This is a genomic window from Pseudomonas sp. UBA7500 (genome assembly GCF_002478435.1).
GTDB classification, from domain to species: domain Bacteria; phylum Pseudomonadota; class Gammaproteobacteria; order Pseudomonadales; family Pseudomonadaceae; genus Aquipseudomonas; species Aquipseudomonas palmensis.
In genome coordinates this window covers 327,661-351,075 of the sequence record NZ_DLNW01000047.1, presented here as the reverse complement: position 1 = coordinate 351,075, position 23,415 = coordinate 327,661, and the positions used below count along the sequence as shown (strand labels likewise).

Genomic DNA, 23,415 nt, shown 5'->3' with positions numbered 1-23,415 from the left:
GCTGGGCGCAGCGCACCGCAGCGCCGACGCAGCTCTGGCTGGTGATTGTGGATGCGTCGGCGTCTACCCGGCGTTACCAGGCACTGAGCAAGGCCAAGGGTTTGCTGGCCGAGCTGTTCGACCAGGCGTACCGGGCCCGCGCCAGGCTCGCCCTGCTCACGGCCAGCGGCCGCGAACCGCGCTGGCAGCGCCACGGCCTGAAGGCCTCTGCCGCGCTGCAGCCCTGGCTGGCGGAGCTTGGCGCCGGCGGAGGCACGCCACTGCTCGAGGCACTGCAGCAGGCCCGGCAATGGCTGACCCAACGCCAGCGGCGCTACCCCAATGAGGTGCAGCACTGCCTGATCCTAACCGATGGCCGGCTCAAGGCCTGGCCGGCGCTGGAGGCACTGCCGTGCAGCAGCCTGCTGGTGGACATGGAAAGCGCACCGGTTCGCCTGGGCCGCGCCAGGCAAATGGCGCTGGAACTGGGTGCGCAATACCAACACCTGGAACAGTTCAACTTGCGTTGAAACAAGTACTTGGGCCGTAAACTGCGGCCAACTGCCGCAGCCGCCGGCGCACACTTCACAAACAAAAAAAGTGCACCCGGTGGGTGCACTTTTGCATGAACGGGGCAGGCCGGAAAGTTACTTCGGCATGCTCCACGGCTGCAAGTCATAACCTTTCTGGCTCAACTCGGCGCGCACTTCCTCGATCAGGTGTGCCAATTGCTGCGGGTCGGAATAGGTGCTGCTTGGAACTTGCTTGCTGCCGATACGGGTGCTGGTCCGGTCGATTACCGCCAGGCTGAGTTCGCCAGTGCCGTTAGGCACATCCCAGGCGACGCACTGGAAGGGTTCGAAGGCGTGGTCGGCAATCAGCAGTGCTTCGTTGACACGGAGCGGGGCGTTCATGGGTTCGGTCTCTCTGTGGTCCCAAACATTGAAAAAGTTGCGGCAAGGTGTGTTCCCTGCGGCACGTTACTTGTACTGATGCACGCAGTAGTGGGTCAGGTCACACTGCAAGTAATGTTTTTTTAATCGGTGCTGACAATCTGCATTCATTGGCAACATCTGGGACGTTGAATTAACAGGAAAATTCTACCGAGCCGAAAGCAAGGCCGTATTTGCAGACGGACGGTAGTGGGCATTCTGACGTTGGTTGCTACTGTTACAGACGGGCCATACAACATGCTGTTTCTACTAACATTTCCAATAATTGGCGCCAAGGAAAGGTCATGCTGGAACCGGTACCGAACCGCCGCTTGCTGATCGTTGACCCTTGTGACGATTGCCACCGCTTGTTGCCAGGCCTGCGCAGCGTAGGTTGGGACGTGCGCACCTGCACCCTTGCCACTGCCCTGGAGCACCCTTGCGATGTGGGGTTGCTGCGCCTGCACGCCAGCCACCTGCAGCACCCCGATGCGGTCAAGGACCTGATCAGCCGCAGCGGTACCGAGTGGATCGCGGTGCTCAGCGCCGAGGAGCTGCGCGCGCAGAACGTGGGTGATTTTGTGTGCGAGTGGTTTTTTGACTTCCATACGTTGCCATTCGATGTTTCCCGCGTGCAGGTGACCCTGGGTCGCGCATTCGGCATGGCACGCCTGCGCGGCAAGGGCAACCTGCATGTGGATGAGCCCGAGCACGAACTGCTGGGTGACAGCCGCCCGATCCGCGAATTGCGCAAGTTGCTGAGCAAGCTGGCGCCCACCGAGTCACCGGTGCTGATTCGAGGCGAGAGCGGTACCGGCAAGGAGCTGGTGGCGCGCACCCTGCACCGGCAGTCGCAGCGCCACGACAAACCGTTCGTGGCGATCAACTGCGGGGCGATTCCCGAACACCTGATCCAGTCCGAGTTGTTCGGCCACGAAAAGGGCGCCTTCACCGGCGCGCACCAGCGCAAGGTCGGGCGCATCGAGGCTGCCAACGGCGGCACGCTGTTTCTCGACGAGATCGGCGACCTGCCGCTGGAACTGCAGGCCAACCTGCTGCGTTTTCTGCAGGAAAAGCATATCGAACGGGTGGGCGGCAGCCAGCCGATTGCGGTGGACGTGCGCGTGCTGGCTGCGACCCATGTCGACCTGGAGAGCGCGATCACCAGCGGGCGTTTTCGCGAAGACCTGTATTACCGGCTCAACGTGCTGCAGGTGGTGACGGCACCGCTGCGTGACCGGCATGGCGACCTGTCGATGCTGGCCAGCCACTTTTCGCGTTTCTACAGCCAGGAGACCGGCCGGCGCCCGCGCACCTTCAGCGAAGACGCGCTGATGGCGATGGGCAAGCATGATTGGCCGGGTAATGTGCGCGAACTGGCCAACCGCGTGCGTCGCGGCCTGGTGCTGGCCGAAGGGCGGCAGATCGAGGCCCAGGACCTCGGGTTGCAGGGCGCGCAGGTCGAGATGACGCCGATGGGTACCCTGGAAGACTACAAGCACCGCGCCGAGCGCCAGGCGCTGTGTGACGTGCTCAATCGTCACAGTGACAACCTCAGCATTGCGGCCAAGGTGCTTGGGGTGTCGCGGCCTACGTTCTACCGGTTGCTGCACAAGCATCAGATTCGCTGAAGATCCCACGCTACGTCCATTCGCCAGCAAGGCTGGCTCCTACCCGAAGGTAGGAGCCAGCCTTGCTGGCGAATGGCGTCGGCGCAGATCAGAAGTAGTAAGGGAATTTGAGGCTGAAGGTGAAGTCCGGCGCATCGTCGGTCAGGCCGATCGACAGGTTGGGCACTATGGTCAGGTTGTCGGTGGCGGCCAGGGTCATGCCCACGTTGAAATAGGCGGCGTTGGCATCACTGCTGGGCACCGAGGTCCAGCTGTCGCCGGTTTCGGCCGACTTGATCTTGGATTTGCGCGCGATCAGGTCGGACACCGAGAACGACATGCTCATCTTCTCGTTCAGCGCAAAGGCGATACCGGCGCCGATCTGGAAGCTGTCGCCCAGCTTGACCTTGCCCGGCACCTTGACCCCGGACGTGGAGCTGACGTCACTGAACGACTCTTCCAGGGTATGGGTATAGGACAGGCTGCCGAACAGTACTGCCGGGTCGAACGTCTTGACCAGCGAGATGCCCGGGCTGATGGACCATACGCCGTTGCCGGTGGGCAGGTCTTCGGGGTAGGCGAGGCTGTCGTTGTTCGGGTCCTGGATCAGCTTGATGCCGAACGGGTCCTTGCCGGTGGGCGCCTTGACCCGCAGGGTGAGCACCGCATCGGGGCTGTTTTCCGATTCGTCGAGGAACTTGTAGGCCACCCCGAAGTTGACATCCCCCAGGGTCGGGTCGCGGGTGACGGTCTGTTCGGTCACGCCCTGGGCGTTGTTGCCGGCGCCCCCGGACTGGTAGGTGGACTCGCGGTAGACGATGGGGGCGTTGATATCGAACTGCCAACGCTGGTCGAGGTTGTAGCGGGCAGTCAGGTCCAGGGTCCAGTTGTCGGCCTTGATGCGGTCCAGGTTGATGTTGCCCAGGAAAATCGAGTCCAGCGCGAGGAAACCGTTGAGGATCAGTTGGCGGGTGTCGTAGCGGGCGTAGGTGATGCCGGTCTCCACGCTGAACTTGCCGCCACCGAAGAAGCCGCTGGCCTCGTCGTACAGGTTGGACACGCTCTGCGCAGGTTCCGAGTCGCCCTTGAGCGCTTCGCCGTAGGAACTGCCGGTGCCGGGGGCCGCCCCGGATGCGGTAGCCACCTGGCCTGACCGGGTGGGGGCCGCTGGCGAGCGGGTCAGGCGCTGAGGAGGTGCCGCGGGTTGATCTTCAACCTGACGGACCCGCTGCTCGAGCACCATCAGTGCCTGCTGCTGGGATTCATAACGTTGCTTGAGTGCCTGCAACTCCTGTTTCAGGGCCTCAACTTGCGGATCTGGCGCCGCTTGCAGCAGCGCTGAAGACGCCAGAGTGCTCACACAGACCACTGCCTTCAACGAAAACGATCGATGCATGGGTTAGCCGTCCCTTCCAACTGCGGTGAATTGAGACAGAGCGTAGATCAATATCCGGAAATACGAAGGCCCTTGAGTTGATCCAGGTTGCAGTTCAAGGCCCCGGCAGTAGGCAGGTTGTTGCGCAGTACCACATTCAGCTGGGTGATGTTGTTGACGGCGTTGTTGCCGCCCAGGAGCGTGGTGGCCTGCAGCAGCCCGCCCTGGGCCAGGCGCTGCACCGTATTGCCCTGGTTGTTGTTGGCCTGGATACCCAGCTGGATGCCCTTGCCGGTGGAGGAAACGCTCAGCGTGCCGGCGCCATTGCTGCCGGTGATGGTCTGCCCGCTACCCAGCAACTGACCCTGTGGCTGGCCCGCCGCCGGGGCACTGTTGGCTTCCTTCACGTTGATCGAGACATTGTTGTAGGCCGTGTTGTAGTCGCCCGCCGCGCGTACCGACTGGGTAACGCCCTGGGTCGTGCCAAGGCCGGCCCCGCCGGTGACGGTACCGTTGCCCTGGGTTACCGGGGCGCCGTTGCCATCGCGCGTGTCGAGCGAGACATAGAACTGCGGCTTGAACGAGGACTGCTGCACTTGCATGCTGGCGGTGGCGCCGATGCTGTCGCCGCGGGCGTTCTGCCAGGTGCTGCTCATCACCACGCCAAAGCTGATGATGCGCCCTGGCATCACATAGCGTCCGCGCAGCTCGGACAGTTCCTGGTCCTTGATCTCGATGGGCTTGAACTGCGCATGGGCAGGCAAGCTGGCGGCCAGGCAGGCGGCAACCAGCCAGGTTGAAGTCTTCATCGGGTGCTCCCCGGAGCTTCATGCCCCTTCTGATTAGAAGAAATCACTTTGTATGAAACCAAAATCCATCAACTGCGCATCGTCTACCGGGCTGAACCCGTTGATCTTGTTTTTTGCAGTCAAGGGTTGTGGCGGGTCGAGCAATGCGTTGGCCTTGTCATAGCCAGGGCCGATGACGGCAAAGATGATGCCGTTCCAGCCTTTGACGAAATCATCGAACTTGTAGCGTTTGTGGCCCAGAACCGGGTCACCGATGTACACCCAGTCCTTTTCGGTGCGTTGCAGCACCACGAAGTGCTTGTAGCCGCGAATGTCCATCAGCACCACCACCGGAATGGTGACGCTTTGCAGGCTCTCGGGCGGGATCCGATAGCCCCGGGCACGCATGCCGATGCTTTCCACGTATTTCTTCATGTCCAGCATGGAGAAGCCCTGGGTCTTGACCACTTGCTGGTCGGCGTGGGCGAGCATGCCGTCGATGATGTGTTCTTCGTCGACGTCCAGCCAGTAGGCTTGCTTGAGGACGGTGGCCAGGGCGGCGGCGCCGCAACTGAAGTCGGTTTTCTGTTGTACAAGGTCGGCGAAGCGTCGTTCGCGAATGCTCTGGATGGGCTTGTAAATGACATTGCCGCCCGGCAGGGCAGCGATGGGCATCTGTGCGGCCTCGGCCAGGCTGGCCAGAAACAGCAATGCGGCAAGCAGGGCAATGCGCATGGTCTTCGCACCGTGTAGATGGCAGGAAAGGGGCCCCTGGGGGCCCCGTCCTTTTTCAGCTTACAGGCAGGCGCGGCAGCCTGCTGCGATGGACAGCGAGTTGCTCTGCTGGTTGCCCGAGCCGGCCGACACGTTGGCGCCCACGTTGCCCGACACGCCATTGAGCGAGTTGCTCATGTTGGCGTTGTTGACCACAGGGTTGGCCCAGCCGGTAGGTTTGAGCACCTGGTAGGTGTAGACGCCACCGAGTACGAAGCTGCCTTCTTCGGTGAAGGTAAGCTTGTCTTTCTGTGGTTTGTTGCCGCCACGATCATCCCAGCCACCGTTGTGCCCGGGTTTGTCGTCTTTGCGTTCCACGTAGCCGTGGCCTTCGCCTTCGTACTGGCCATAGGCGGCAAAGGCGCCACCGAGGGTTTCCTTGGTGTAGGTACGGTCGGCCTTGTTGTTGACGCTCAGGCCGGAGGTGGACTGGTTGGCGGCTGCGCTGGCCACGGCCACACGGCCGCCGGACACGGCGATTGCCAGGTTGTTTTTCTGTTGGTTGAAGTCGCCGGCGGTCACGTTGACACCGATGTTGCCGGAGCTGTTGTTCGCCGAATTGGTGAGATTGGCGTTGTTCTGGGTAGAGAAGTTGTTGACGATGTTGCTGGTGTTGGTCTGGGTGGCGCTGGAAACAGCAACCGCACTGCCGAAGATGAAGCGTTCGTCGGCGGTGGCGATGGCGGCAACGTTGTCTTGCTGGTTGCCGTCACCGGCTGCCACGTTGGCGCCCAGGTTGCCTTGAGAGCCGTTTGCCGAGTTGTCCATGGTGCCGTTGTTGCGGGTGTTCTCGTTGAGCACACCGTTACCACCGTTGCCCTGGGTATCGATCACGGTGGCGCCAGCGCCGGCGTTTACCAGCAGGGCGAGCAGCGCGCTGGAATTGTTGTTGCCGCCGTTATTACCGCCATTGTGTCCGCCGTTGTGACCACCGTTGTTTCCGCCCGCTTGTGCAGCAACTGCCATGACCGCTGCGAGTGCGAATACCAGAGGCTTGAGTGCCATTGTGGGTTTCATGGTGTTTCTCCGCATTGTTTTTAGTTGTTAAGTGTTGTGTTGTGCTGCGTTGTGAACTGCTCGGGTCAATCTGCAACCCGTACGCTCAGGGTGTTGGCCATTCGGTTCCCGACCCCGGCGCTCTGGTTCAACTGGATCACCCCACGGCTGCCGGTGAAGGCCTGATCGCTGGTAGCGACCTGGCGACTGCCGGGGGTTTGACCTGTCGAGCCTGAGCCGTTTGACAGCGCCACGTTCTGCTGGTCGAGGACGCTGTCGTCGATGCTCTGCGCGGTGGCACTGATGCTTACCCGCACGGCATTGACTTGTTGTGTGTTGGCACCGGCCGACTGGTTGATCCCAATCATCCCGTTACCGTTGGTGAAGGCGTTGCCACCGATGCTGGCGCGGGCATTGATCGCGCTGCTGGCAGGGGTGTCGATGCGCTGGCGCACCTGGGTGGTGGCGGTGGCATCGGGGTTGATGGCGATGGCGCGACTGTTGTTCTGTTGCTGCTGGTCGCCAGCCGCCTGGTTGATGGTCACGTTGCCCTTGTAGCCCTGGCCGCTGGCGTTGATGGTGGCGTTGTCATTGACCGGTTGGCCGGCCAGGGCCGACGCGCTGCAGGCCAGCGCCAGAAACAGCAGTGAGTGGTTCATCTCAACGGCCCCCGGTCAGGATCTGCAGCGGCGCAAGGCCACGCTGCACGTTCTGGTTGACCGAATTGGAGATGCTGTTGGCGCCCCCTGCGCCAGGGCCGGAGCCGCCACGCAGGCCCGGCAGGCTGGTGGGCACCGCCCCCATGCCGCGGATGTTGCCGGACGCGTCGGGCATCAACACCCGGTTTACACTGGCACCGCTGGCCACACCGGCAAAGTCGCCATCGCTGAGCTCGTTGGTCTGGCTCAGGATGCGTGGCGACTGATTGGCATTGACGGTCATGGGGCGGGGGTCGGGGGTGCCGGTCGGGCGAACGGCCGAACGGGGCTGAACCTGGCGCTGGATGATGATGGTGCCGTCGCCGGCGGCCAGTATCGGCAGGCTCAGGGTGCTGGCGCCCAGCGCACAGCCCATGACGAAAAGACTCAGCAGCTTGTTGGTGTGATTCCCCACGGCAGCGATTCCTTCTTCGGTGCGCTGGCCCTATCAGCGTTGCGAGAAGGAGAGCAGAAGCTGTGCCGCTTTTGCTTTGTGCCAGCGAATCAAGGGCATAGCGCACGGGGCAGGGGCTGGTCGGAAAACCTGTATCACCGGTGATACAACCGCTGGTCCTTTTTACAGGCCTTGGAGCAGCGCAGATGCCCGGCGTGCCCCGAGGGTGGGTGTATCACTGGCTTAACACGTCACCGCGTGTTGGGCGCAAGTGCTCTGGATCGGCGGTTGAGGTGGCCGGGTGTGTAACGCCGGGTTAACACTCGGTGGCGCAGGCCGGGGGCTTGCCTTCCAGCAGTGCCTGTACGGCCGCCAGTACCGTCGATTGGCGGTATGCCCAATCGCCCTCGATGACCTGCATGGGTTGGCCATGCCGTTGCAGCCATTGGCGGCTGGCCTCGAAGAACGCCTGGCGCTCCTCCAGCCGTGGCTGACAGCGCTGGCCGTCGCCGACCCAGGGCACGCCTGCAGGGCTGAGCAACAGGTGCAGGTCGTAGCGCCGTGCCAGCAGCGCCTGTTCCAGCCACGTCGGGCAGTCGTTGAACAGTACGCGGCTCCACAGCATGTTGCTCAGCAGGTGCGTATCGAGTATCAGCAGCTCGGGCTGGCGCGCGCGGGCCGCATCCTCCCACACCAGCTGCCCGCGGGCGATGGGGTCGATGTCGGCGTAGCAGGTGTCGCGTCGCTGCTCGTCGATGAAGTGGCGTACGTACTCGCCCACCAGTTCGCCACCGAAATGCGCCTGGATTTCGCCGCCCAGCCAGCTCTTGCCACTGGATTCCGGGCCCGCCAGTACCAGGACCTTCATGGGCTGGCCAATGCCGGGTCACGTCGCCAGCTATGCCAGCCCTGCAGGGCGATCAGGGTGAACAGCGCATACAGCGCGGCGGTGATGTACATGCCTTTGTAGAGGAACAGGCCGACGAAGATCACGTCCAGCACCATCCACAACGGCCAGCATTGCACGCGCTTTTGCGCCATCCAGAACTGCGCCACCAGGCTGAAGGCGGTGAGGGTGGCGTCCAGCCAGGGCTCTGCAGCATCGGTCCAGGTGGCCATGGCCGCACCGAGGGCCAGGCTGGCCAGCAGGCCCACGCCCAGGCCCGACAGCAGCGGCGCGGTACCCAGGTAGGTCACCTGCCGGATCGGGCGATCCTCGCCGGGGCGTGTCCACTGCCACCACCCATAGAGCTGGAACACGGCAAACGCCAGTTGCAGCAGCATGTTCGAATACAGCTTGAAGTCGAAGAAGATCCAGCTGTAGAGCAGCACCACCAGCAGGCCGATGGGCCAGCACCAGGGGTTCTGGCGGGTCGTGAGCCATACAGCGATGACGCCCAGCACGGCAGCGTACAGTTCCAGGCCGGACATCGGCGTTCCTTGAAGGGGGGCAGGGCGGCGATTGTACCTTGTGGCACGTCAGGTGCCAGCCTTGGGTGAGCACTTCGCCGCCAAGGCCGGCTCCTGCAGAGGCACTGTCGAGCCTTGCAGAAGCCGGCCGCCGGCGAGGTGCAGGCTGCGGTCAGACCCGGAACTGCCTCAGCAACTGCCCCAGCTGTTCGCTCAACTGGTTCAATGCGGCCCCGGCACTGCTCGACTGGTGCGCCGCCACGGCCGTCTGACGCGACAGCTCGGCCGTCTGGGTGACGTTGTGGTTGATCTCTTCGACCACATGCGACTGCTGCAGCGTGGCACTGGCAATCGAGGCATTCAGCGCGCTGAGGTTGTGCAGTGCCTGGCTGATGGCATCCAGGCTGGCACCGGCCTCGCTGGCCTGTTCGACCGTCTCGCGCGAGGCCAGGCTGCTGGCATCGATCGCCTTGACCGCAGCCTCGGACTGGCCCTGAAGGTGCTCGATCATCTGCTGGATCTCGGCCGTCGACTGCTGGGTGCGTTGCGCCAGCAGGCGCACTTCGTCGGCCACCACGGCGAACCCGCGACCCTGTTCACCCGCCCGCGCGGCCTCGATGGCGGCGTTGAGTGCCAGCAGGTTGGTCTGCTCGGCAATCGAACGGATCACCTCCAGCACGCTGCCGATACGCGTGCTCTGGCCCGCCAGGGCCTGGATCACCTGCACCGCCTGGTCGATGGTGCCCGACAGCTCGTCGATTTTCAGCAGGCTGCCATGAATGCTTTGCCGGCCCTGTTCGGCCCGCTGCTGGGCGTCCTGCATCTCGCTGGAGGCGTGCTCGGCGTTCCTGGCCACGTCCTGCACCGCATAACTGACCTCGTTGATTGCGGTGGCCACCTGTTCCATCTGCTGCGACTGCTGTTCGCTGCGCTGGTGCGCCTGGCCGGCGTTGCTGCCTACGTCCCCGGCCGAATGGCCCAGGGCCTGGGCGGCGCCCTGCAACTGGGTCACCACCTGCTGCAGCTTGGCGGTGAAGGTGTTGAAGTGCAGGCCCAGCTGGGTGACTTCATCCTGCCCATGGGTGTCGAGGCGACGGGTCAGGTCGCTTTCGCCGCTGGCGATGTTGCCCATGGCATCCACGGCTTCCTGCAAGGGGCGGGTGATGCTGCGGGCGATCAGCATGACCACCAGTGCCATTATCAGCGCGATGACCACCCCCAGCAGCGATGCGTCGCGAAGCTGGCGCACGAACTCGGCGTGCATGTCGTCGATGTACACGCCAGAGCCGATCACCCAGCCCCAGGGTTTGAACAGCTGGATGTACGAGGTTTTTTCCACCGGCTCGCTGGCACCGGGCTTGGGCCAGCGGTAGTCGATGCTGCCGGCGCCCTGGGCCTTGGCCAACGCGACCATTTCGTTGAACAGCGCATAGCCGTCCGGGTCGCGAATGCCGGAGAGGTCCTGGCCTTCGAGCTTGAGGTTCATGGGGTGCATGATCATCTTCGGGCCCAGGTCGTTGATCCAGAAGTAGTCGTCCTGGTCATAACGCAACCCGCGCACCGCACTCAGCGCCTGTTGCTGGGCGGCCTCACGGGTAAGGGTACCGCTGGCTTCCAGCCCCTGGTAATAGGCCAGCACGCCGGCTGCGGTTTCGACCACGTGCCGGGTCTTTTCGGCCTTTGCCTGGTACAGGTCACCGTGGATCTGACGCAGCATCAGCAGCCCCAGGGTCACCAGCATCAGTACCGCCACCACCAGGATGAGCCACAGCCGACGGCTGATCGACATACTGCGTAAAGTCTTCATGAAGGTCACCCTATGTTCTTGTTATTGTCCGCATCCAACCACGCTTTACCGAAACAACCTACTCGACCAAGGGCTAAGTGATTGATTAGTAGAGCGCTGTCGCGTCGAGCGGCAGCGTTTGCACGAGCGCTCTGTTAGGATTTCGGCCTTCACGGGGCAGTTCTGAAGGCCGGGGTAGCATTTCCTTCGGTTTTGCGACGGAGTGTCGCCGTAATATGCCCGGTTTCGGGCAATCAAATAACGAATGATGAGACCTGCCAGCGGCAATGTCTTACGGGGGAATGATGGATTTTTGGACCGCCATGCAGGCTGTGATTCTCGGCATCGTCGAGGGTCTGACGGAATTTTTGCCCATTTCGAGTACCGGTCACCAGATCGTGGTCGCCGACCTGATCGACTTTGGCGGCGAACGCGCGATGGCGTTCAACATCATCATCCAACTGGGCGCGATCCTGGCGGTGGTGTGGGAATTTCGCCGCAAGATCCTGGACGTGGTGGTGGGCCTGCCCCGCCAGGCCCGGGCCCAGCGCTTTACCCTCAACCTGCTGATCGCCTTCATGCCCGCCGTGGTGCTGGGCGTGCTGTTCGCCGACCTGATCCATGAGTACCTGTTCAACCCGATCACGGTGGCGGTGGCCCTGGTGGTGGGCGGGGTGATCATGCTGTGGGCCGAGCGCCGCCAGCACGTGGTGCGCGCCGAGGAGGTCGATGACATGCGCTGGACCGATGCGCTGAAGATCGGCTGCGCGCAGTGCCTGGCAATGATTCCGGGGACTTCGCGGTCGGGCTCGACGATCATCGGCGGGCTGTTGTTCGGCCTGTCGCGCAAGGCCGCCACCGAGTTCTCGTTCTTTCTGGCGATGCCGACCATGGTCGGGGCGGCGGTGTTCTCGGGCTACAAGTACCGCGACCTGTTCCAGCCGGATGACTTCCCGGTGTTCGCCATCGGCTTTGTGGTGTCGTTCATCTTCGCGATGATTGCGGTGCGCGGCTTGCTCAAGTTCATCGCCAGCCACAGCTACGCGGTGTTTGCCTGGTACCGTATCGCATTTGGCCTGGTGATCCTGGCGACCTGGCAGTTCGGCTGGGTCGACTGGGCCGTGGCGCACGGCTGAGATGGCCCGCATCGAAACGCGCCCGCCCATGCGCCACCTGCGCCTCAAGTTGCTGGCATTCGTGGCCCTGTGCCTGCTGCCGGTGCTGGGCGCACTGAAGCTGGGTGTGGGCACAGGCAACTGGTTGTGGCTGGCGGCCTATGGGCTGGCGAGCCTTGGCTGTTTCGGGCTGTATGGCTACGACAAGCGTCAGGCGCGCGGCCAGGGGCAGCGTACCCCCGAGAAGGTGCTGCATGCCTGCGAACTGGTCGGTGGCTGGCCAGGCGCGCTGCTGGCGCAGCAGGTGTTCCGGCACAAGACACGCAAGTTATCGTATCAGCTGGTGTTCTGGGTGATCGTGCTGGGGCATCAGGTATTCTGGGCCGACTACCTGTTTCTTGCCGGGCGATTGTTCGGGTTCTAGAGCGCTTTCGCCAGCAAGGTCGGCGCCTTCAGGGGCCGGCCTTGCCGGCGAAAGCCATCGGCCTCAGAGCAGCAGCCCGACCTGTACGCGCTTGGGCAATCGCCGCACCACCAGTTGGTGCGAGCGGCGCAGCAACTCTTCCAGTTCCCCACGCCCCATCGCATAAGGCTGCGCCACACTGATCCAGTGTGCCCGCGCCAGGTACGGCGCCGGTCGCACCCCGGGGCGGTCCACGTAGCCCAGGAACAGCTCGGTGTCGACCTTGAACGACAAGCCTGCACCCGCCAGGTCCATCACCGCGAACATCTTGTTGCCGGCCACCGAGAACACGCGCACGCCACCCCATTTGTAGTCTTCCTGCACACCGGGCAGGCCCAGGCAGAATGCCGCCACCTGTGCCTCGGTCATTTTTCGCTCAGACATAACGCTCTCCGCATTCCTCGAACGAGGCTACCAGGTGATCGATCCACGCCCTGACCGCCGGCAGCACGCCGCGCCGGTGCGGGTACACCGCCTGCAGGTAACCGCCCGGCAGTGACCAGCCCGGCAGCAGGCGTACCAGTTCGCCGCGCTGCAGTTCGGCCTCGCAGTGCATGATAGGCAGCGTGGTGAAGCCCAGGCCCGCCAGGGTGGCGGCCTTGCGCACCACGAAGTCGTCGATGGCCAGGCGCGCTTCCAGGGTCAGGTCCTGCTTGTGGCCCTGCTCGTCGAGCAGGCGCAGGTGCACCAGGCGGTCGGCCTCGACCGCGCCCAGTACCGGCACCCTGGCCAGGTCGGCAGGGGAGCTGACAGGGTGCCGGGCGGCAAACTCAGGTGCGGCCACCAGCAACATCTGCGCCTGGCGCAGGCGGCGGGTGACCAGTGCCGGGTCTTCGTCGCCCAGGTCGCGCACACGCAGGGCCACGTCGATGCCCTCGGTGATCAGGTCGACCCGGCGGTTGAGCAGCACCATGTCCAGCTGTACCTGCGGGTACTGCTGCAAAAATGCGCTGATCACGCCGGGCAGGAACTCATGGGCCAGGCCCACCGGGCACGACACCCGCAAGCGCCCGCGCGGTTCGCTGGTCATGCTGGCCACCGCCTCGTCGGCCATCTCGGCCTCCAGCAGCATGGCCTGGCAATGGCGCAGGTAGCGCTCGCCCACGGCGGTGAGCTTGAGTTGCCGAGTGGTGCGCTGCAGCAGACGCGTGCCCAGGCGCTCCTCCAGTTCGGCAATGCGCCGCGACAGCCTGGATTTGGGCACACCGAGCAGACGCCCGGCCGCCGCGAAGCCGCCGGCCTCCACCACGCGGGCGAAATAGAACAGATCGTTGAGGTCTTGCATGCCGGTCATGGGCATTGTCCTGCCAGTGGGACGAAGAAGTGCGAATTTGCGATCTTATCAGCTATTGGCTATCCCGGTAGCATCCTCCCCATCGTGATCGCCAGCCGATCCTCATTCAGGAGAGCCCCATGAAACTGTTGCACATCGATTCCAGCATCCTCGGCGACAACTCCGCTTCTCGCCAGCTCAGCCAGCGCGTGGTCGCCGCCTGGCAAGCGGCAGAACCTTCGGCGCAGGTGGTCTACCGGGACCTGGCCGCCGATGCCATCAGCCATTTCTCGGCCGCGACCCTGGTTGCCGCCGGCACGCCTGACGAACTGCGCGATGCGGCGCAGCAACATGAAGCCAGGCTCAGCAGTGAAACCCTGCAGGAGTTTCTGGCGGCCGATGCGGTGGTGATCGCGGCGCCCATGTACAACTTCACCGTGCCGACCCAGCTCAAGGCCTGGATCGACCGCATTGCCGTCGCCGGCCAGACCTTCCGCTACACCGAAGCCGGGCCTGAAGGCCTGTGCGGCAACAAGAAGGTGATCGTGGTGTCGACCTCCGGCGGCCTGCACGTCGGCCAGCCGACCGGTGTGGCCCACGAGGAATTCCTCAAGGTGTTCCTGGGCTTTATCGGCATCACCGACGTCGAGTTCGTTCGCGCCCATGGCCTGGCCTACGGCGACGAGCACCGCAGCAATGCCATGCAGGCCGCCCAGGCGCAGATCGACAGCGAGCTGTTCGCGGCTGCCTGAGCCCCTGTCGAAAAGCCGACTTGCGGTCACCCCGCAAGTCGGCTTTTTCATGCACCTTTCATCCAGCCCGGCCTGGCCCGCTCTATGCTTGCCAGTACCGGTCACAGGTGCGGGCCGGGCAGGGTGAGCAACGATGCGGTGGGTTCGAACATTTTTGATGCTGGTGCTGTGGAGCTGCTGCCTGCTGGTGCAGGCCGAGCCCGCGCAGCACTGGAGTGTCGGCTTGCATCGCATGGCTGTGACCGACCCGGTGGACGGCCAGCCGATGCAGGCGCTGGCGTTCTACCCATCCAGCGACGCCGCCCGGTGGCATCAGGTCGACGGCTATCGGGTCCACGTGGCCGAAGAAGGCGCGGTGGTAATGGGCCGCTTCCCGTTGCTGATGTTGTCCCATGGCAATACCGGCACGCCACTGGCGCTGCATGACCTGGCCAGCGCCCTGGCACGCCGGGGCTTCGTGGTGGTGGCGGTGGTGCACCCGGGAGACAACGCCCGCGACCACAGCCGGCTTGGCACCCTGAGCAACCTCTATGGTCGGCCCCTGCAGATCAGTGCCGCCTTGACCGCGACCCTTTCCGATCCGTTGCTTGCACCTTACGTCAGCGACGGGCAGGTAGGCATGATCGGTTACTCGGCCGGTGGCGAGACGGCGTTGATCCTGTCCGGTGCCCGACCAGACCTGCAACGCCTGCGCCGCTACTGCCAGCAGAACCCGCTGGACGCCGATGCCTGCAAGGCCCACGGGGTGCTGGTGGCAGACCGTGACGACCTGCTGCCCCACGCCGACCCCAGGGTGCGTTCATTGCTGCTGATGGCGCCGTTGAGCCTGATGTTCGGACGCCACGCGCTGGCCGATGTGAAGGTGCCCGCGCTGATCTACAGCGGCGACCGCGACCAGTTGCTGGCCATCGACAAGAATGCCCAGGCACTGGCGCGCAAACTGCCGATCACCCCCAACTACCGCCTGCTGGCGGGTGCCGGGCACTTCGTGTTCATGGCCCCGTGCGACGCATCCCAGCTGCAGCACATGGCCACGCTGTGCACCGATGCCGAAGGGGTGGACCGCGCCGGCATCCACCTGTCGTTACAGGCCGAAGCCACGCGCTTCTTCACCCGCACCCTGGGGGGCGCCGAGCGTGTCGGCCAGAGTGCGGTCGATCACTGAGCCGTGGCGCGGCGCAACAGCACCAGGGTCAGGCCCACGCCGGCCAGTGACAGCAGCGCCGCCACACAGAAGATCGAGGCGTAGCCCAGGTGCGCAGCGATGGCGCCCATCACCGGGCCGGCAATCGCCAGGGCCAGGTCGAAGAACACTGCGTAGGCCCCCAGCCCGGCGCCGCGGCTGGAACTGGGCACCTGCTTGATCGCCTCGACCCCCAGTGCCGGGTACACCAGTGACAGGCCGAAGCCGCTCAGCCCCGCGCCGACCAACGCCAGCAGCGGTGACGGCGCCAGCCACAACAATGCCAGCCCCAGGGCCTCGACGCCCATGCAGGCAATTGCCACACGGTAGCCGCCCCACTGGTTGACCGCGTTCACGAACAGCAGCCGCGACAGGATGAAGCACACACCGAAGGCGCTCAGGCACAGGGCGGCGCCGCTCCAGCCGCGTTCTATATAGAAGAGCGTGACGAAGGTGGTCAGCGTGCCATAGCCGATGGAGGCCAGGGTAAGGCCCACACCGCACGGTGCCACCCGCGCGAAGGCGGCCCAGAACGGCAGGCGCACGCCACGCACCACCGGTACCGAGGGCTTGTTGCGTATCACCAGTAGCGCCGCTGCCGCCAGCGCGGTCAGGCTCAGGCCCAGGGTGGCGAAGTTCAGTTCGCTGGCCACGATCACCCCCAGCGGTGCACCGATGGCGATGGCGCCATAGGAGGCGATACCGTTCCAGGAAATCACCCGCGCGGTGTGTTCGGCGCCCACCTGGCCGATGCCCCAGCTCAGGGTGCCCACGCCAATCAGGCCCTGCGCGATGCCCAGGGCCACCCGTGCAGCCAGCAGCACTGCCAGGCTCATCACTGGCAGGTGCACGGCCAGTGCCGATGCCCAGGTCAGCACGCCGCTCAGCGCGATGCCCAGCAGCCCGTAGATGATCGCGCGCTTGGTCCCCAGGCTGTCGGCCAGGCGTCCGGCCATGGGGCGGCTGAGCAGGGTGGACAGGTATTGCAGGCCGATGGTGATGCCGGCGATGACCGCGCTGAACCCCAGGGTGTCATGCACGTGGCTGGGCAGCACCGCGATCGGCAGGCCGATGCAGAGGAAGGCGATGAAGGTGTAGAAGACGATCGACAGTATCTGTCGGGTAACCGACTCGTTACTGAGTGCAGCAGAAGAGGGCGGGGCAGACATGGGGCTCGTTCGCAGGCAAGCGGTTGGAGGCGACCATGATGGCGGGAGCGGGCAGGAAAAGAAAGCAGGCTAACGAACAAGCTGTGGCCAGCAAGGCCGGCCCCCACCCGGGTCGCGAAAACCACGCACCCTGCAGGAGCCGGCCTTGCCGGCGAAGCTTGTGTACGACGTTTAGATCAACACACCCTGGCTGCGCAGGTAGTCGTCATAGGTACCGCTGAAGTCGATCACGCCGCTGGGGCTCAGCTCGATGATGCGGGTTGCCAGCGAGGACACGAACTCACGGTCGTGGCTGACGAACAGCAGCGTGCCGGGGTAGTTTTCCAGCGCCAGGTTGAGCGCCTCGATCGATTCCATGTCCAGGTGGTTGGTCGGTTCGTCCATCACCAGTACGTTGGGCTTTTGCAGAATCAGCTTGCCGAACAGCATGCGGCCTTGCTCGCCACCAGAGATCACCTTCACCGACTTGAGGATCTCGTCGTTGGAGAACAGCATGCGCCCCAGGGTGCCGCGGATGATCTGCTCGCCCTGCGTCCACTGGCCCATCCAGTCGAACAGGCTCAGGTCCTCTTCGAAATCGTGGGCGTGGTCCTGGGCGTAGTAGCCCACTTCGGCGCTTTCGGTCCATTTCACCTCGCCGGCATCCGGGGTCAGCTCGCCGACCAGGGTGCGCAGCAGGGTGGTCTTGCCGATACCGTTGGGGCCGATGATCGCCACGCGCTCGCCGGCTTCGACGGTGAAGCTGAAGTTCTTGAACAGGGTCTTGCCGTCGAAGCCCTTGGACATCTTCTCGATGGTCACGGCCTGGCGGTGCAGCTTCTTGGTCTGCTCGAAGCGGATGAACGGGCTGACGCGGCTCGATGGCTTGACCTCGGCCAGCTGGATCTTGTCGATCTGCTTGGCACGCGAGGTGGCCTGCTTGGCCTTGGAGGCGTTGGCCGAGAAGCGGCTGACGAAGGTCTGCAGCTCGGCGATCTGGGCCTTCTTCTTGGCGTTGTCCGACAGCAGTTGCTCGCGCGACTGGGTGGCGGCGGTCATGTACTCGTCGTAGTTGCCCGGGAACAGACGCAGCTCGCCGTAGTCCAGGTCAGCCATGTGGGTGCACACGCTGTTGAGGAAGTGACGGTCGTGGGAAATGATGATCATGGTGCTGTTACGCGCCGTGAGGATGCTTTCCAGCCAGCGGATGGTGTTGATGTCCAGGTGGTTGGTCGGCTCGTCGAGCAGCAGCACTTCAGGGTCGGAGAACAGTGCCTGGGCCAGCAGCACACGCAGTTTCCAGCCTGGGGCGACTTCGGTCATGGGGCCGAAATGCTGTTCGAGGGGGATACCCAGGCCCAGCAGCAGTTCACCGGCGCGGGATTCGGCGGTGTAGCCGTCCATCTCGGCGAATTCGGTTTCCAGCTCGGCGACGGCCATGCCGTCGTCTTCGGTCATTTCCGGCAGCGAGTAGATGCGATCGCGCTCGGCCTTGACCCGCCACAGTTCCTCGTGGCCCATGATCACGGTATCGATCACGGTGAATTCTTCGTAGGCGAACTGGTCCTGGCGCAGCTTGCCCAGGCGCACGTTCGGCTCGAGCATCACCTGACCGGCCGACGGCTCCAGGTCGCCGCCAAGGATTTTCATGAAGGTCGACTTGCCACAGCCGTTGGCGCCGATCAGGCCGTAGCGGTTGCCATTGTTGAACTTGACCGAGACGTTCTCGAACAAGGGCTTGGCGCCAAACTGCATGGTGATGTTAGCGGTAGAAATCAAGTGCTTATCCTGCGGGGTGTCCAGAGGTGTGTTTAGGTGCCGCCGACCTTTTGGGGCCGATTTTGGGCCCGTCAGATACGGGACGGCAGCTTCTCCAGCTCCTTCCAATCCGAGGAGGAGCTGATCCATTTTGCGTAGGTAGAGAGCAACATCTCGACGCTGTGGCCGAGTTGGTTCGCGATGAACGCAGGGTTCATCCCAGCCATTAGGCACATGGTTGCGTAGGTGTGGCGCGTGTCGTACTGCCGACGTTCACGGATGCCCAGCGCCTTGAGCGCGAGCTTGAAGTGCCTGATTGTAACACCTGCCTGCCTGATCTACATCCCGCCTTTACCCGGCTGGAACACAAAAGGACTGGTGGGAGTGGCTGATTTCGATGCCATTTTGCGCAAACCCGGTACCACGGCCTGTTGCTCCTCAGCGTGCTCATCCCCGGGTTTCTTCCTTTTTGCCCGCATGCTTGTCTGCGGGCCGCTACTGCCGTCGTGCTTGCACGCCGCCACAGCGGCCCGGCCAGTTCTTCGTTGGCCACGGCAACAGTTCCCTAGGCCCGCGCCTTTCGGCGGACTGATGTGTTATAAAAAAGTATGTCAAACAGGAGGTTAGATATGGCCAATAAAGCCAAACCGTTCTACTACGCTGCGGCGCCACTGATTGCAATCGGCGCTGCGTTCGCCGCAGTCGGCGCCTCTGGGCAAGCTGCTTTTGGCTACACTGCGGTCGGCTTTCTGGTGCCTGGTGTAGTGCTGCTCATTACCGGATATCGCCAGCGGGCTTGACGTGTGCGGTGGGGTCAAGCTGCAGGCCATTCATGGTGATCCCCAGCGACTTTTCGCGCTTGCCGGCCTTGTGACCTAACAGGGGCTTTTCATCTGTTTGGGGCCCACGTTGTATATCGGGTGGAATGCAACAAGTTCTCAGGGAAAGACTCTTATGCAAAGCCCCGTCGGTGTTGAAAACACAGAGAAGTTAATCGAAGCACTGGGCTACTGGCCCAGTTTTCATGATGCAGAAATCATAGAGATATCTGCCATCAGGGCTATGGCAGGGGAGCCGGCTGCCACGTCTGCAAGGCTACGCGTCAGTATTTGCGAGTACAAAGAAATTGGCGCAGGAACCGCAACCTACGAGATGGTGTGCTCGAAAAACCTCTTGATTGATTTCCTGTTCTACGATTTGCATTATCTTTGCTTTGAGGATTTCAACCATCAGAATGTGGTTGACGCTATCGCGTTCAATCTATTGGAGAACCAGTTAATCGAAGTCACTGTAGCCTCCATATTCGGAATAGGTGGTGTTATCAGGTGCGCGCGGGTCGAGGTAGGTGATGTCACCAGCCAGCTTTGAATTCTATGTGACTTGCAGCCAAAGCCTAAGCCTTTAGCGGCACATGCACCACGGCATCCAGCGTGCTGTCCGATCCCGCCTATCAGAAATCCCCTACAGAGAAATTGACCGCAAGGCTCGCAGAACGTTAACTGTACATTCGTACAGTATATTCGGAAGTCGTGCGTCATGAGCTATTCAATCATAGGCCCAATCGCCGAGGGCGGCCTGAAGCTGCCCCTTTGCCTGTTCCATGTGCCGGCCGGGTTTCCGTCGCCAGCGGCCGATCACATCGAGGCGCACATCTCCCTGGACGAGGTGCTCAATATCCGGGCGCCCCACGTTTACCTGGTCTCCATCACTGGCGAGAGCATGCAGGGCGCCGGCATCTTCGACGGTGATCTCGCCGTGGTCGATCGCTCGCTCGAACCGGTGCACGGAAACATCGTCGTGGCCCTGTTGAACAATGACCCGGTGTGCAAGCGCCTGTGCATTCGTGGCAAGGACGTGATCCTGCTGTCCGAGAACCCCAAATACCCACCGCGTTACGTGCTGGAAGGGGACGAGCTGTCGATCTGGGGTGTAATCATCGGCAGCGTGCGCAGCCATGTCTAACGCGCCGGTGTTCGCCCTGGTCGATTGCAATTCGTTCTACGCATCGTGTGAGCGCGTGTTCCGCCCGGACCTGGCCAAGGTGCCCATCGTCGTGCTGAGCAACAACGATCTGAGGGGTGGGAATCGTTAGTAAATCCTGTAGAGTCCGCGCCACCTTCTGAACCCCTCTGGAACAGCAGTTTCCAGGCTTCATAAGGCAATCCATTGGAAGTGTTTTAGGGCAGCGGCATGAGGCTGGTATTCGCAACAAAAGACCTAGCATTAGCAGGTCGATCCTTTGAAGGCTTTCCGTTGCTGATTGGGTCAGAGGGATGGCCAGTCGAGCCAGCTCAATCCTTCCTTTGGCACACGCTTATCGAGTCAGGTGAGGCCCTAAGCGATTTGACTTGGGAAGCCTATGGACGGCGTCTGTACGATTACTTTGCCTTCCTGGAAGCCAATGGATTGGGCTGGGACGAGGAAAGCCCGGCTCACGGTCTGAGTGCTCTGTCGAGGTACAGGGATTGGTCGAGCGGAGAATTAGCACTTGATCCCGGCACGGTGAACAATCGTCTGGCCTTGATCGTGAGGTTCTACCGATGGGCTAAGCAGCGCAACCTGATAACTGTGCTGCCCTTCGGTGAGAAAAGGGTAAGAGTTGCCCAACATTCCGGTCTTCTCAGTCATATCGCTCTGCCCGGAGCCGAGAGCACGAAAGTTTCGGTGATGGTTCGCGACCGAAAGCGCTTGACCAAATTCCTGACCAAGGATCAAGTCAAGGTATGCCTTGCCCTGGATACCGATCCAAGCCACCAGATATTGTTCCACCTCATGGTGCGTACCGGCCTTCGCTCCTGTGAAGCGAGGTCTTTTCCTCTCAAATATGTGTTCAACCCCAGGTTGAAGAAGGGACTGCGCCCAAGGCAAATGATCAGTGTTGCTCTTGATCCTTCAGACATGCATATCAAGTACGACCGGCCTAGAACTATCGACGTGCCATGGTCGTTGATGGAGAGCATGTGGTCTTACTCCCTTCACCAACGAGAGGTTCGTAAGTCCAATGGTGATGGACGTGTTACCGCGCTGCTGCTGACTAATGAAGGCAGGCATTATTCAAAAGATTCCGTAGTGGACGTTATGAAGTCCTATGAAAGAAAGTGCGGTTTCTATGTTCGGGCCCACATGCTACGCCACACCTATGGGACTTATACCTTGCTTGCTCTTCGAAAAAGCAAAGAGTTTGAAGGTGAGCCATTGTTGTATGTCCGAGATAGGCTGGGGCATTCAGATGTGCAAACAACTATGATCTATTTGCATCTCATAAACCAGCTTGAAGCCCAATCCGTCCTTGCTCACGAGGACGAAATTGACATGATGTTTATGACTGATTCGGTTTCGCGTATTTGAGGTAGCACCATTGGCTCGGCAAAAAAGCTACAAGGCGGTTATGCGGTCGGTTACAAAAGGATTCGAGGCTGTCGAAGATGATATCAAGATTGACCTGCCGAGAAACCCGAGAAACCACAGGCAACTCGATCATACGAAATATTTAGGCTTGGGCTTCGACGCTTGGGCAATTCAAAGTCTTCACGTTATCAAAGCTTTGCTACAAGGAGGAAACTTCTCAGTGACGACCTTGATTGGTTACTCTACGAACGGGCTGAGATTTTTTATAAATTTCTTGAGTGGAGGTTCGGTCAAGTCGCCACCTGCAACGCCAAACAGTCTTACCAAAAGCCACTTGGATCGATACGTCTCTTGGCTGAGGCTAAAATACCCTAACGGCTCGACAGCCAAGAATTACTATACTAGCTTCAAGTCGTTAGTTGTTGTTTTGGCTGAATATGGATTTATTGAAGTTAATCTTGACGATCTTTTGCCCCTCAATCCATTTCCTAATAATTCGCAGAGCACTAAAGATGCAGATCCGCTCACCTTGGGTGAAATGCAAAGGCTGATTGGCGCTTTGAAGTCAGATCTTATTGCCATCCATAAGGGTACATTCCTTGGAAATGGCGCGGAGGCGATGGCTGTATTGCTACTAATTACTGCGGCAAGGTCTGGAATCAATACTACGCCGCTCTTGGAGATGAAAAGGGATGCCCTACAGCCTCACCCATTTATTCCTAATCTCAGGTTGATTACTACCGTCAAACGTCGAGGTAAAGGCGCACAGAGCAAAACAATCCGTCAGACTAATCTGCTAGATGAGTACAGTGCTATTCCCCTGGATGGGGTGGCAGTCCTCAATAAGGCGCTGGAGATTTCTAAGCCACTCGTAGCACTGGCACCTGATGAAATATCTTCATGTGTGTGGTTATATCGCTCGGGCCAGCCTGGCCGCTCGAACGACATCGTTACCCTTACACCCGGTGCTTTATATGTCACGGCAAAAAGCATTTGTGAGCGTCATGCGCTTCAGGATGATCAAGGCAATCGGCTAAATGTCACGCTTAGTCGGCTGCGAAAGACTATGGAAAGCCGTTTGTGGAAACTGAGCGGTGGCGACATTATAGAAGTTTCCTCCGTTATGGGTCATACCCCTGGTGTCGCCGATAATCACTATTTGAAAATCAACGATGAGATCAAGGTCGACGGGGCGACATTTGTTGGGGAGGCTTTTCCGGACAAACTACGTGGCATAAACGTTATACCAACCCCACCAGGCGGCTGCAAAGATAGCCTTTACGGTAGTCTGGCACCAAAGGATGGCGTCAATCATTGTTCTGAATTCATCCACTGCCTCGGTTGCCCTAGCTATGCAATTGTAGGCACCTTGGAGGACTTATACCGGCTGTTCAGCTACCAACAATTCTTGTATGCAGAAGTCGAATACTTTCTCACGGACGAGTGGGGCGCATGGCGCAAGCGTCAGTTTGACTATATTCGATTGATAGATGATTTCACCCAGAAGTTTGATCTTGCATTGGTTTCGCAAGCAAGGGCTCAGGCTGAGTCATCTCCGCACTTGTTCTGGGCTAAAAAAATCGAGTTCATGAAGAAAAAATTGGGCGGCGAAATTTGAGCATAAGAACCACGA

The 23,415-nt window shown here is 61.4% G+C and carries 25 protein-coding genes and 2 pseudogenes; 12 read left to right on the top strand and 15 right to left on the bottom strand.

The features are described from left to right. A partial coding sequence (locus tag B4I46_RS20665) for a vWA domain-containing protein (RefSeq protein WP_286901607.1) occupies positions 1-509 on the top strand: 509 nt, incomplete at its 5' end. Positions 510-626: 117 nt separating this feature from the next. On the opposite strand, the gene B4I46_RS20660 is transcribed toward B4I46_RS20665, so the two are convergent. Continuing rightward, positions 627-893, bottom strand: a complete 267-nt coding sequence (locus B4I46_RS20660; RefSeq protein WP_054914565.1) for a hypothetical protein — start codon at positions 891-893, stop codon at positions 627-629. 323 nt (positions 894-1,216) lie between these two features. On the opposite strand from B4I46_RS20660, the gene B4I46_RS20655 reads away from it, so the two are divergent. Then, entirely contained in the window at positions 1,217-2,542 is a 1,326-nt protein-coding gene (locus tag B4I46_RS20655) for a sigma-54 dependent transcriptional regulator (protein ID WP_043861458.1), read from the top strand. Between the two features lie 88 nt (positions 2,543-2,630). Here the strand turns inward: B4I46_RS20655 and B4I46_RS20650 are convergent, their stop codons facing one another. The 9 genes from B4I46_RS20650 to B4I46_RS20610 all read right to left on the bottom strand — a co-directional run bounded on the left by B4I46_RS20650 (position 2,631) and on the right by B4I46_RS20610 (position 10,763). Beyond that, a complete protein-coding gene (locus B4I46_RS20650; RefSeq protein WP_043861459.1) occupies positions 2,631-3,917 on the bottom strand; it encodes a hypothetical protein in 1,287 nt (428 codons plus the stop codon). A gap of 47 nt (positions 3,918-3,964) precedes the next feature. After that, the gene (locus B4I46_RS20645) at positions 3,965-4,705 is read right to left on the bottom strand and encodes a hypothetical protein (protein ID WP_058540148.1); all 741 of its coding nucleotides are present in this window, start codon (positions 4,703-4,705) and stop codon (positions 3,965-3,967) included. A gap of 33 nt (positions 4,706-4,738) precedes the next feature. Next, positions 4,739-5,419 carry a C39 family peptidase gene (locus B4I46_RS20640; protein ID WP_043861461.1) on the bottom strand — a complete coding sequence of 227 codons (681 nt, stop codon included), beginning with the start codon at positions 5,417-5,419 and terminating at the stop codon, positions 4,739-4,741. Positions 5,420-5,479: 60 nt separating this feature from the next. Next, complete coding sequence (locus tag B4I46_RS20635) at positions 5,480-6,475, bottom strand: hypothetical protein (protein ID WP_043861462.1); 996 nt, start codon at positions 6,473-6,475, stop codon at positions 5,480-5,482. 65 nt (positions 6,476-6,540) lie between these two features. Beyond that, on the bottom strand, positions 6,541-7,113 hold the full coding sequence (locus tag B4I46_RS20630; RefSeq protein WP_043861463.1) for a hypothetical protein: 573 nt from the start codon (positions 7,111-7,113) through the stop codon (positions 6,541-6,543). A 1-nt stretch (position 7,114) separates the two neighbouring features. Next, positions 7,115-7,567 (bottom strand): hypothetical protein, encoded by a 453-nt coding sequence (locus B4I46_RS20625; RefSeq protein WP_373870424.1) that lies wholly within the window; start codon positions 7,565-7,567, stop codon positions 7,115-7,117. Between the two features lie 295 nt (positions 7,568-7,862). Further along, positions 7,863-8,414: an AAA family ATPase gene (locus tag B4I46_RS20620; protein ID WP_286901604.1), complete on the bottom strand. Its 552-nt coding sequence runs from the start codon at positions 8,412-8,414 to the stop codon at positions 7,863-7,865. Beyond that, positions 8,411-8,977, bottom strand: coding sequence for a nicotinamide riboside transporter PnuC (gene pnuC, locus B4I46_RS20615; RefSeq protein WP_043861465.1), 567 nt, complete (start codon positions 8,975-8,977; stop codon positions 8,411-8,413). Before pnuC ends, B4I46_RS20620 begins: the two co-directional genes overlap by 4 nt. A 151-nt stretch (positions 8,978-9,128) precedes the next feature. Beyond that, complete coding sequence (locus tag B4I46_RS20610) at positions 9,129-10,763, bottom strand: methyl-accepting chemotaxis protein (protein ID WP_043861500.1); 1,635 nt, start codon at positions 10,761-10,763, stop codon at positions 9,129-9,131. A 284-nt stretch (positions 10,764-11,047) separates the two neighbouring features. On the opposite strand from B4I46_RS20610, the gene B4I46_RS20605 reads away from it, so the two are divergent. Both B4I46_RS20605 and B4I46_RS20600 read left to right on the top strand, forming a co-directional pair. Further along, positions 11,048-11,878: an undecaprenyl-diphosphate phosphatase gene (locus B4I46_RS20605; protein WP_054914658.1), complete on the top strand. Its 831-nt coding sequence runs from the start codon at positions 11,048-11,050 to the stop codon at positions 11,876-11,878. Between the two features lies 1 nt (position 11,879). Beyond that, entirely contained in the window at positions 11,880-12,281 is a 402-nt protein-coding gene (locus B4I46_RS20600; protein WP_236066268.1) for a DUF1294 domain-containing protein, read from the top strand. Positions 12,282-12,344: 63 nt separating this feature from the next. Here the strand turns inward: B4I46_RS20600 and B4I46_RS20595 are convergent, their stop codons facing one another. Further along, positions 12,345-12,704, bottom strand: a complete 360-nt coding sequence (locus B4I46_RS20595) for an MmcQ/YjbR family DNA-binding protein (RefSeq protein WP_043861467.1) — start codon at positions 12,702-12,704, stop codon at positions 12,345-12,347. After that, entirely contained in the window at positions 12,697-13,605 is a 909-nt protein-coding gene (locus B4I46_RS20590; RefSeq protein WP_043861502.1) for a LysR substrate-binding domain-containing protein, read from the bottom strand. The genes B4I46_RS20595 and B4I46_RS20590 overlap by 8 nt, the downstream gene beginning before the upstream one ends. 128 nt (positions 13,606-13,733) lie before the next feature. Here B4I46_RS20590 and B4I46_RS20585 point away from each other — a divergent pair, with 128 nt between their 5' ends. Beyond that, positions 13,734-14,345 carry an FMN-dependent NADH-azoreductase gene (locus B4I46_RS20585; RefSeq protein WP_054914558.1) on the top strand — a complete coding sequence of 204 codons (612 nt, stop codon included), beginning with the start codon at positions 13,734-13,736 and terminating at the stop codon, positions 14,343-14,345. A gap of 133 nt (positions 14,346-14,478) precedes the next feature. Next, positions 14,479-15,510: an alpha/beta hydrolase family protein gene (locus B4I46_RS20580; RefSeq protein WP_376787181.1), complete on the top strand. Its 1,032-nt coding sequence runs from the start codon at positions 14,479-14,481 to the stop codon at positions 15,508-15,510. Here the strand turns inward: B4I46_RS20580 and B4I46_RS20575 are convergent. From B4I46_RS20575 to B4I46_RS25490, 3 genes and pseudogenes are all read right to left on the bottom strand, one after another. After that, positions 15,504-16,697, bottom strand: a complete 1,194-nt coding sequence (locus tag B4I46_RS20575; RefSeq protein ID WP_236176311.1) for an MFS transporter — start codon at positions 16,695-16,697, stop codon at positions 15,504-15,506. The genes B4I46_RS20580 and B4I46_RS20575 overlap by 7 nt on opposite strands. A 171-nt stretch (positions 16,698-16,868) precedes the next feature. Further along, positions 16,869-18,455, bottom strand: a complete 1,587-nt coding sequence (locus tag B4I46_RS20570) for an ABC-F family ATPase (protein WP_043861471.1) — start codon at positions 18,453-18,455, stop codon at positions 16,869-16,871. Between the two features lie 71 nt (positions 18,456-18,526). Then, positions 18,527-18,838, bottom strand: a pseudogene (locus B4I46_RS25490) (integrase). Positions 18,839-19,063: 225 nt separating this feature from the next. Here B4I46_RS25490 and B4I46_RS20565 point away from each other — a divergent pair. The 6 genes and pseudogenes from B4I46_RS20565 (at position 19,064) to B4I46_RS20540 (ending at position 23,400) form a co-directional block, all read left to right on the top strand. Then, the gene (locus B4I46_RS20565; protein WP_167400192.1) at positions 19,064-19,234 is read left to right on the top strand and encodes a hypothetical protein; all 171 of its coding nucleotides are present in this window, start codon (positions 19,064-19,066) and stop codon (positions 19,232-19,234) included. A 154-nt stretch (positions 19,235-19,388) separates the two neighbouring features. Next, positions 19,389-19,802, top strand: a complete 414-nt coding sequence (locus tag B4I46_RS20560) for an Imm50 family immunity protein (RefSeq protein ID WP_123752660.1) — start codon at positions 19,389-19,391, stop codon at positions 19,800-19,802. A 168-nt stretch (positions 19,803-19,970) separates the two neighbouring features. Beyond that, complete coding sequence (locus B4I46_RS20555; RefSeq protein ID WP_286901595.1) at positions 19,971-20,396, top strand: LexA family protein; 426 nt, start codon at positions 19,971-19,973, stop codon at positions 20,394-20,396. After that, positions 20,389-20,505, top strand: a pseudogene (locus B4I46_RS20550) (hypothetical protein); the annotation flags it as partial. The gene B4I46_RS20555 and the pseudogene B4I46_RS20550, both read left to right, overlap by 8 nt. 119 nt (positions 20,506-20,624) lie before the next feature. Beyond that, entirely contained in the window at positions 20,625-21,782 is a 1,158-nt protein-coding gene (locus B4I46_RS20545; RefSeq protein ID WP_028692960.1) for a tyrosine-type recombinase/integrase, read from the top strand. A gap of 10 nt (positions 21,783-21,792) precedes the next feature. Next, positions 21,793-23,400, top strand: a complete 1,608-nt coding sequence (locus B4I46_RS20540) for a hypothetical protein (RefSeq protein WP_032904191.1) — start codon at positions 21,793-21,795, stop codon at positions 23,398-23,400. Positions 23,401-23,415: the final 15 nt, after the last annotated feature.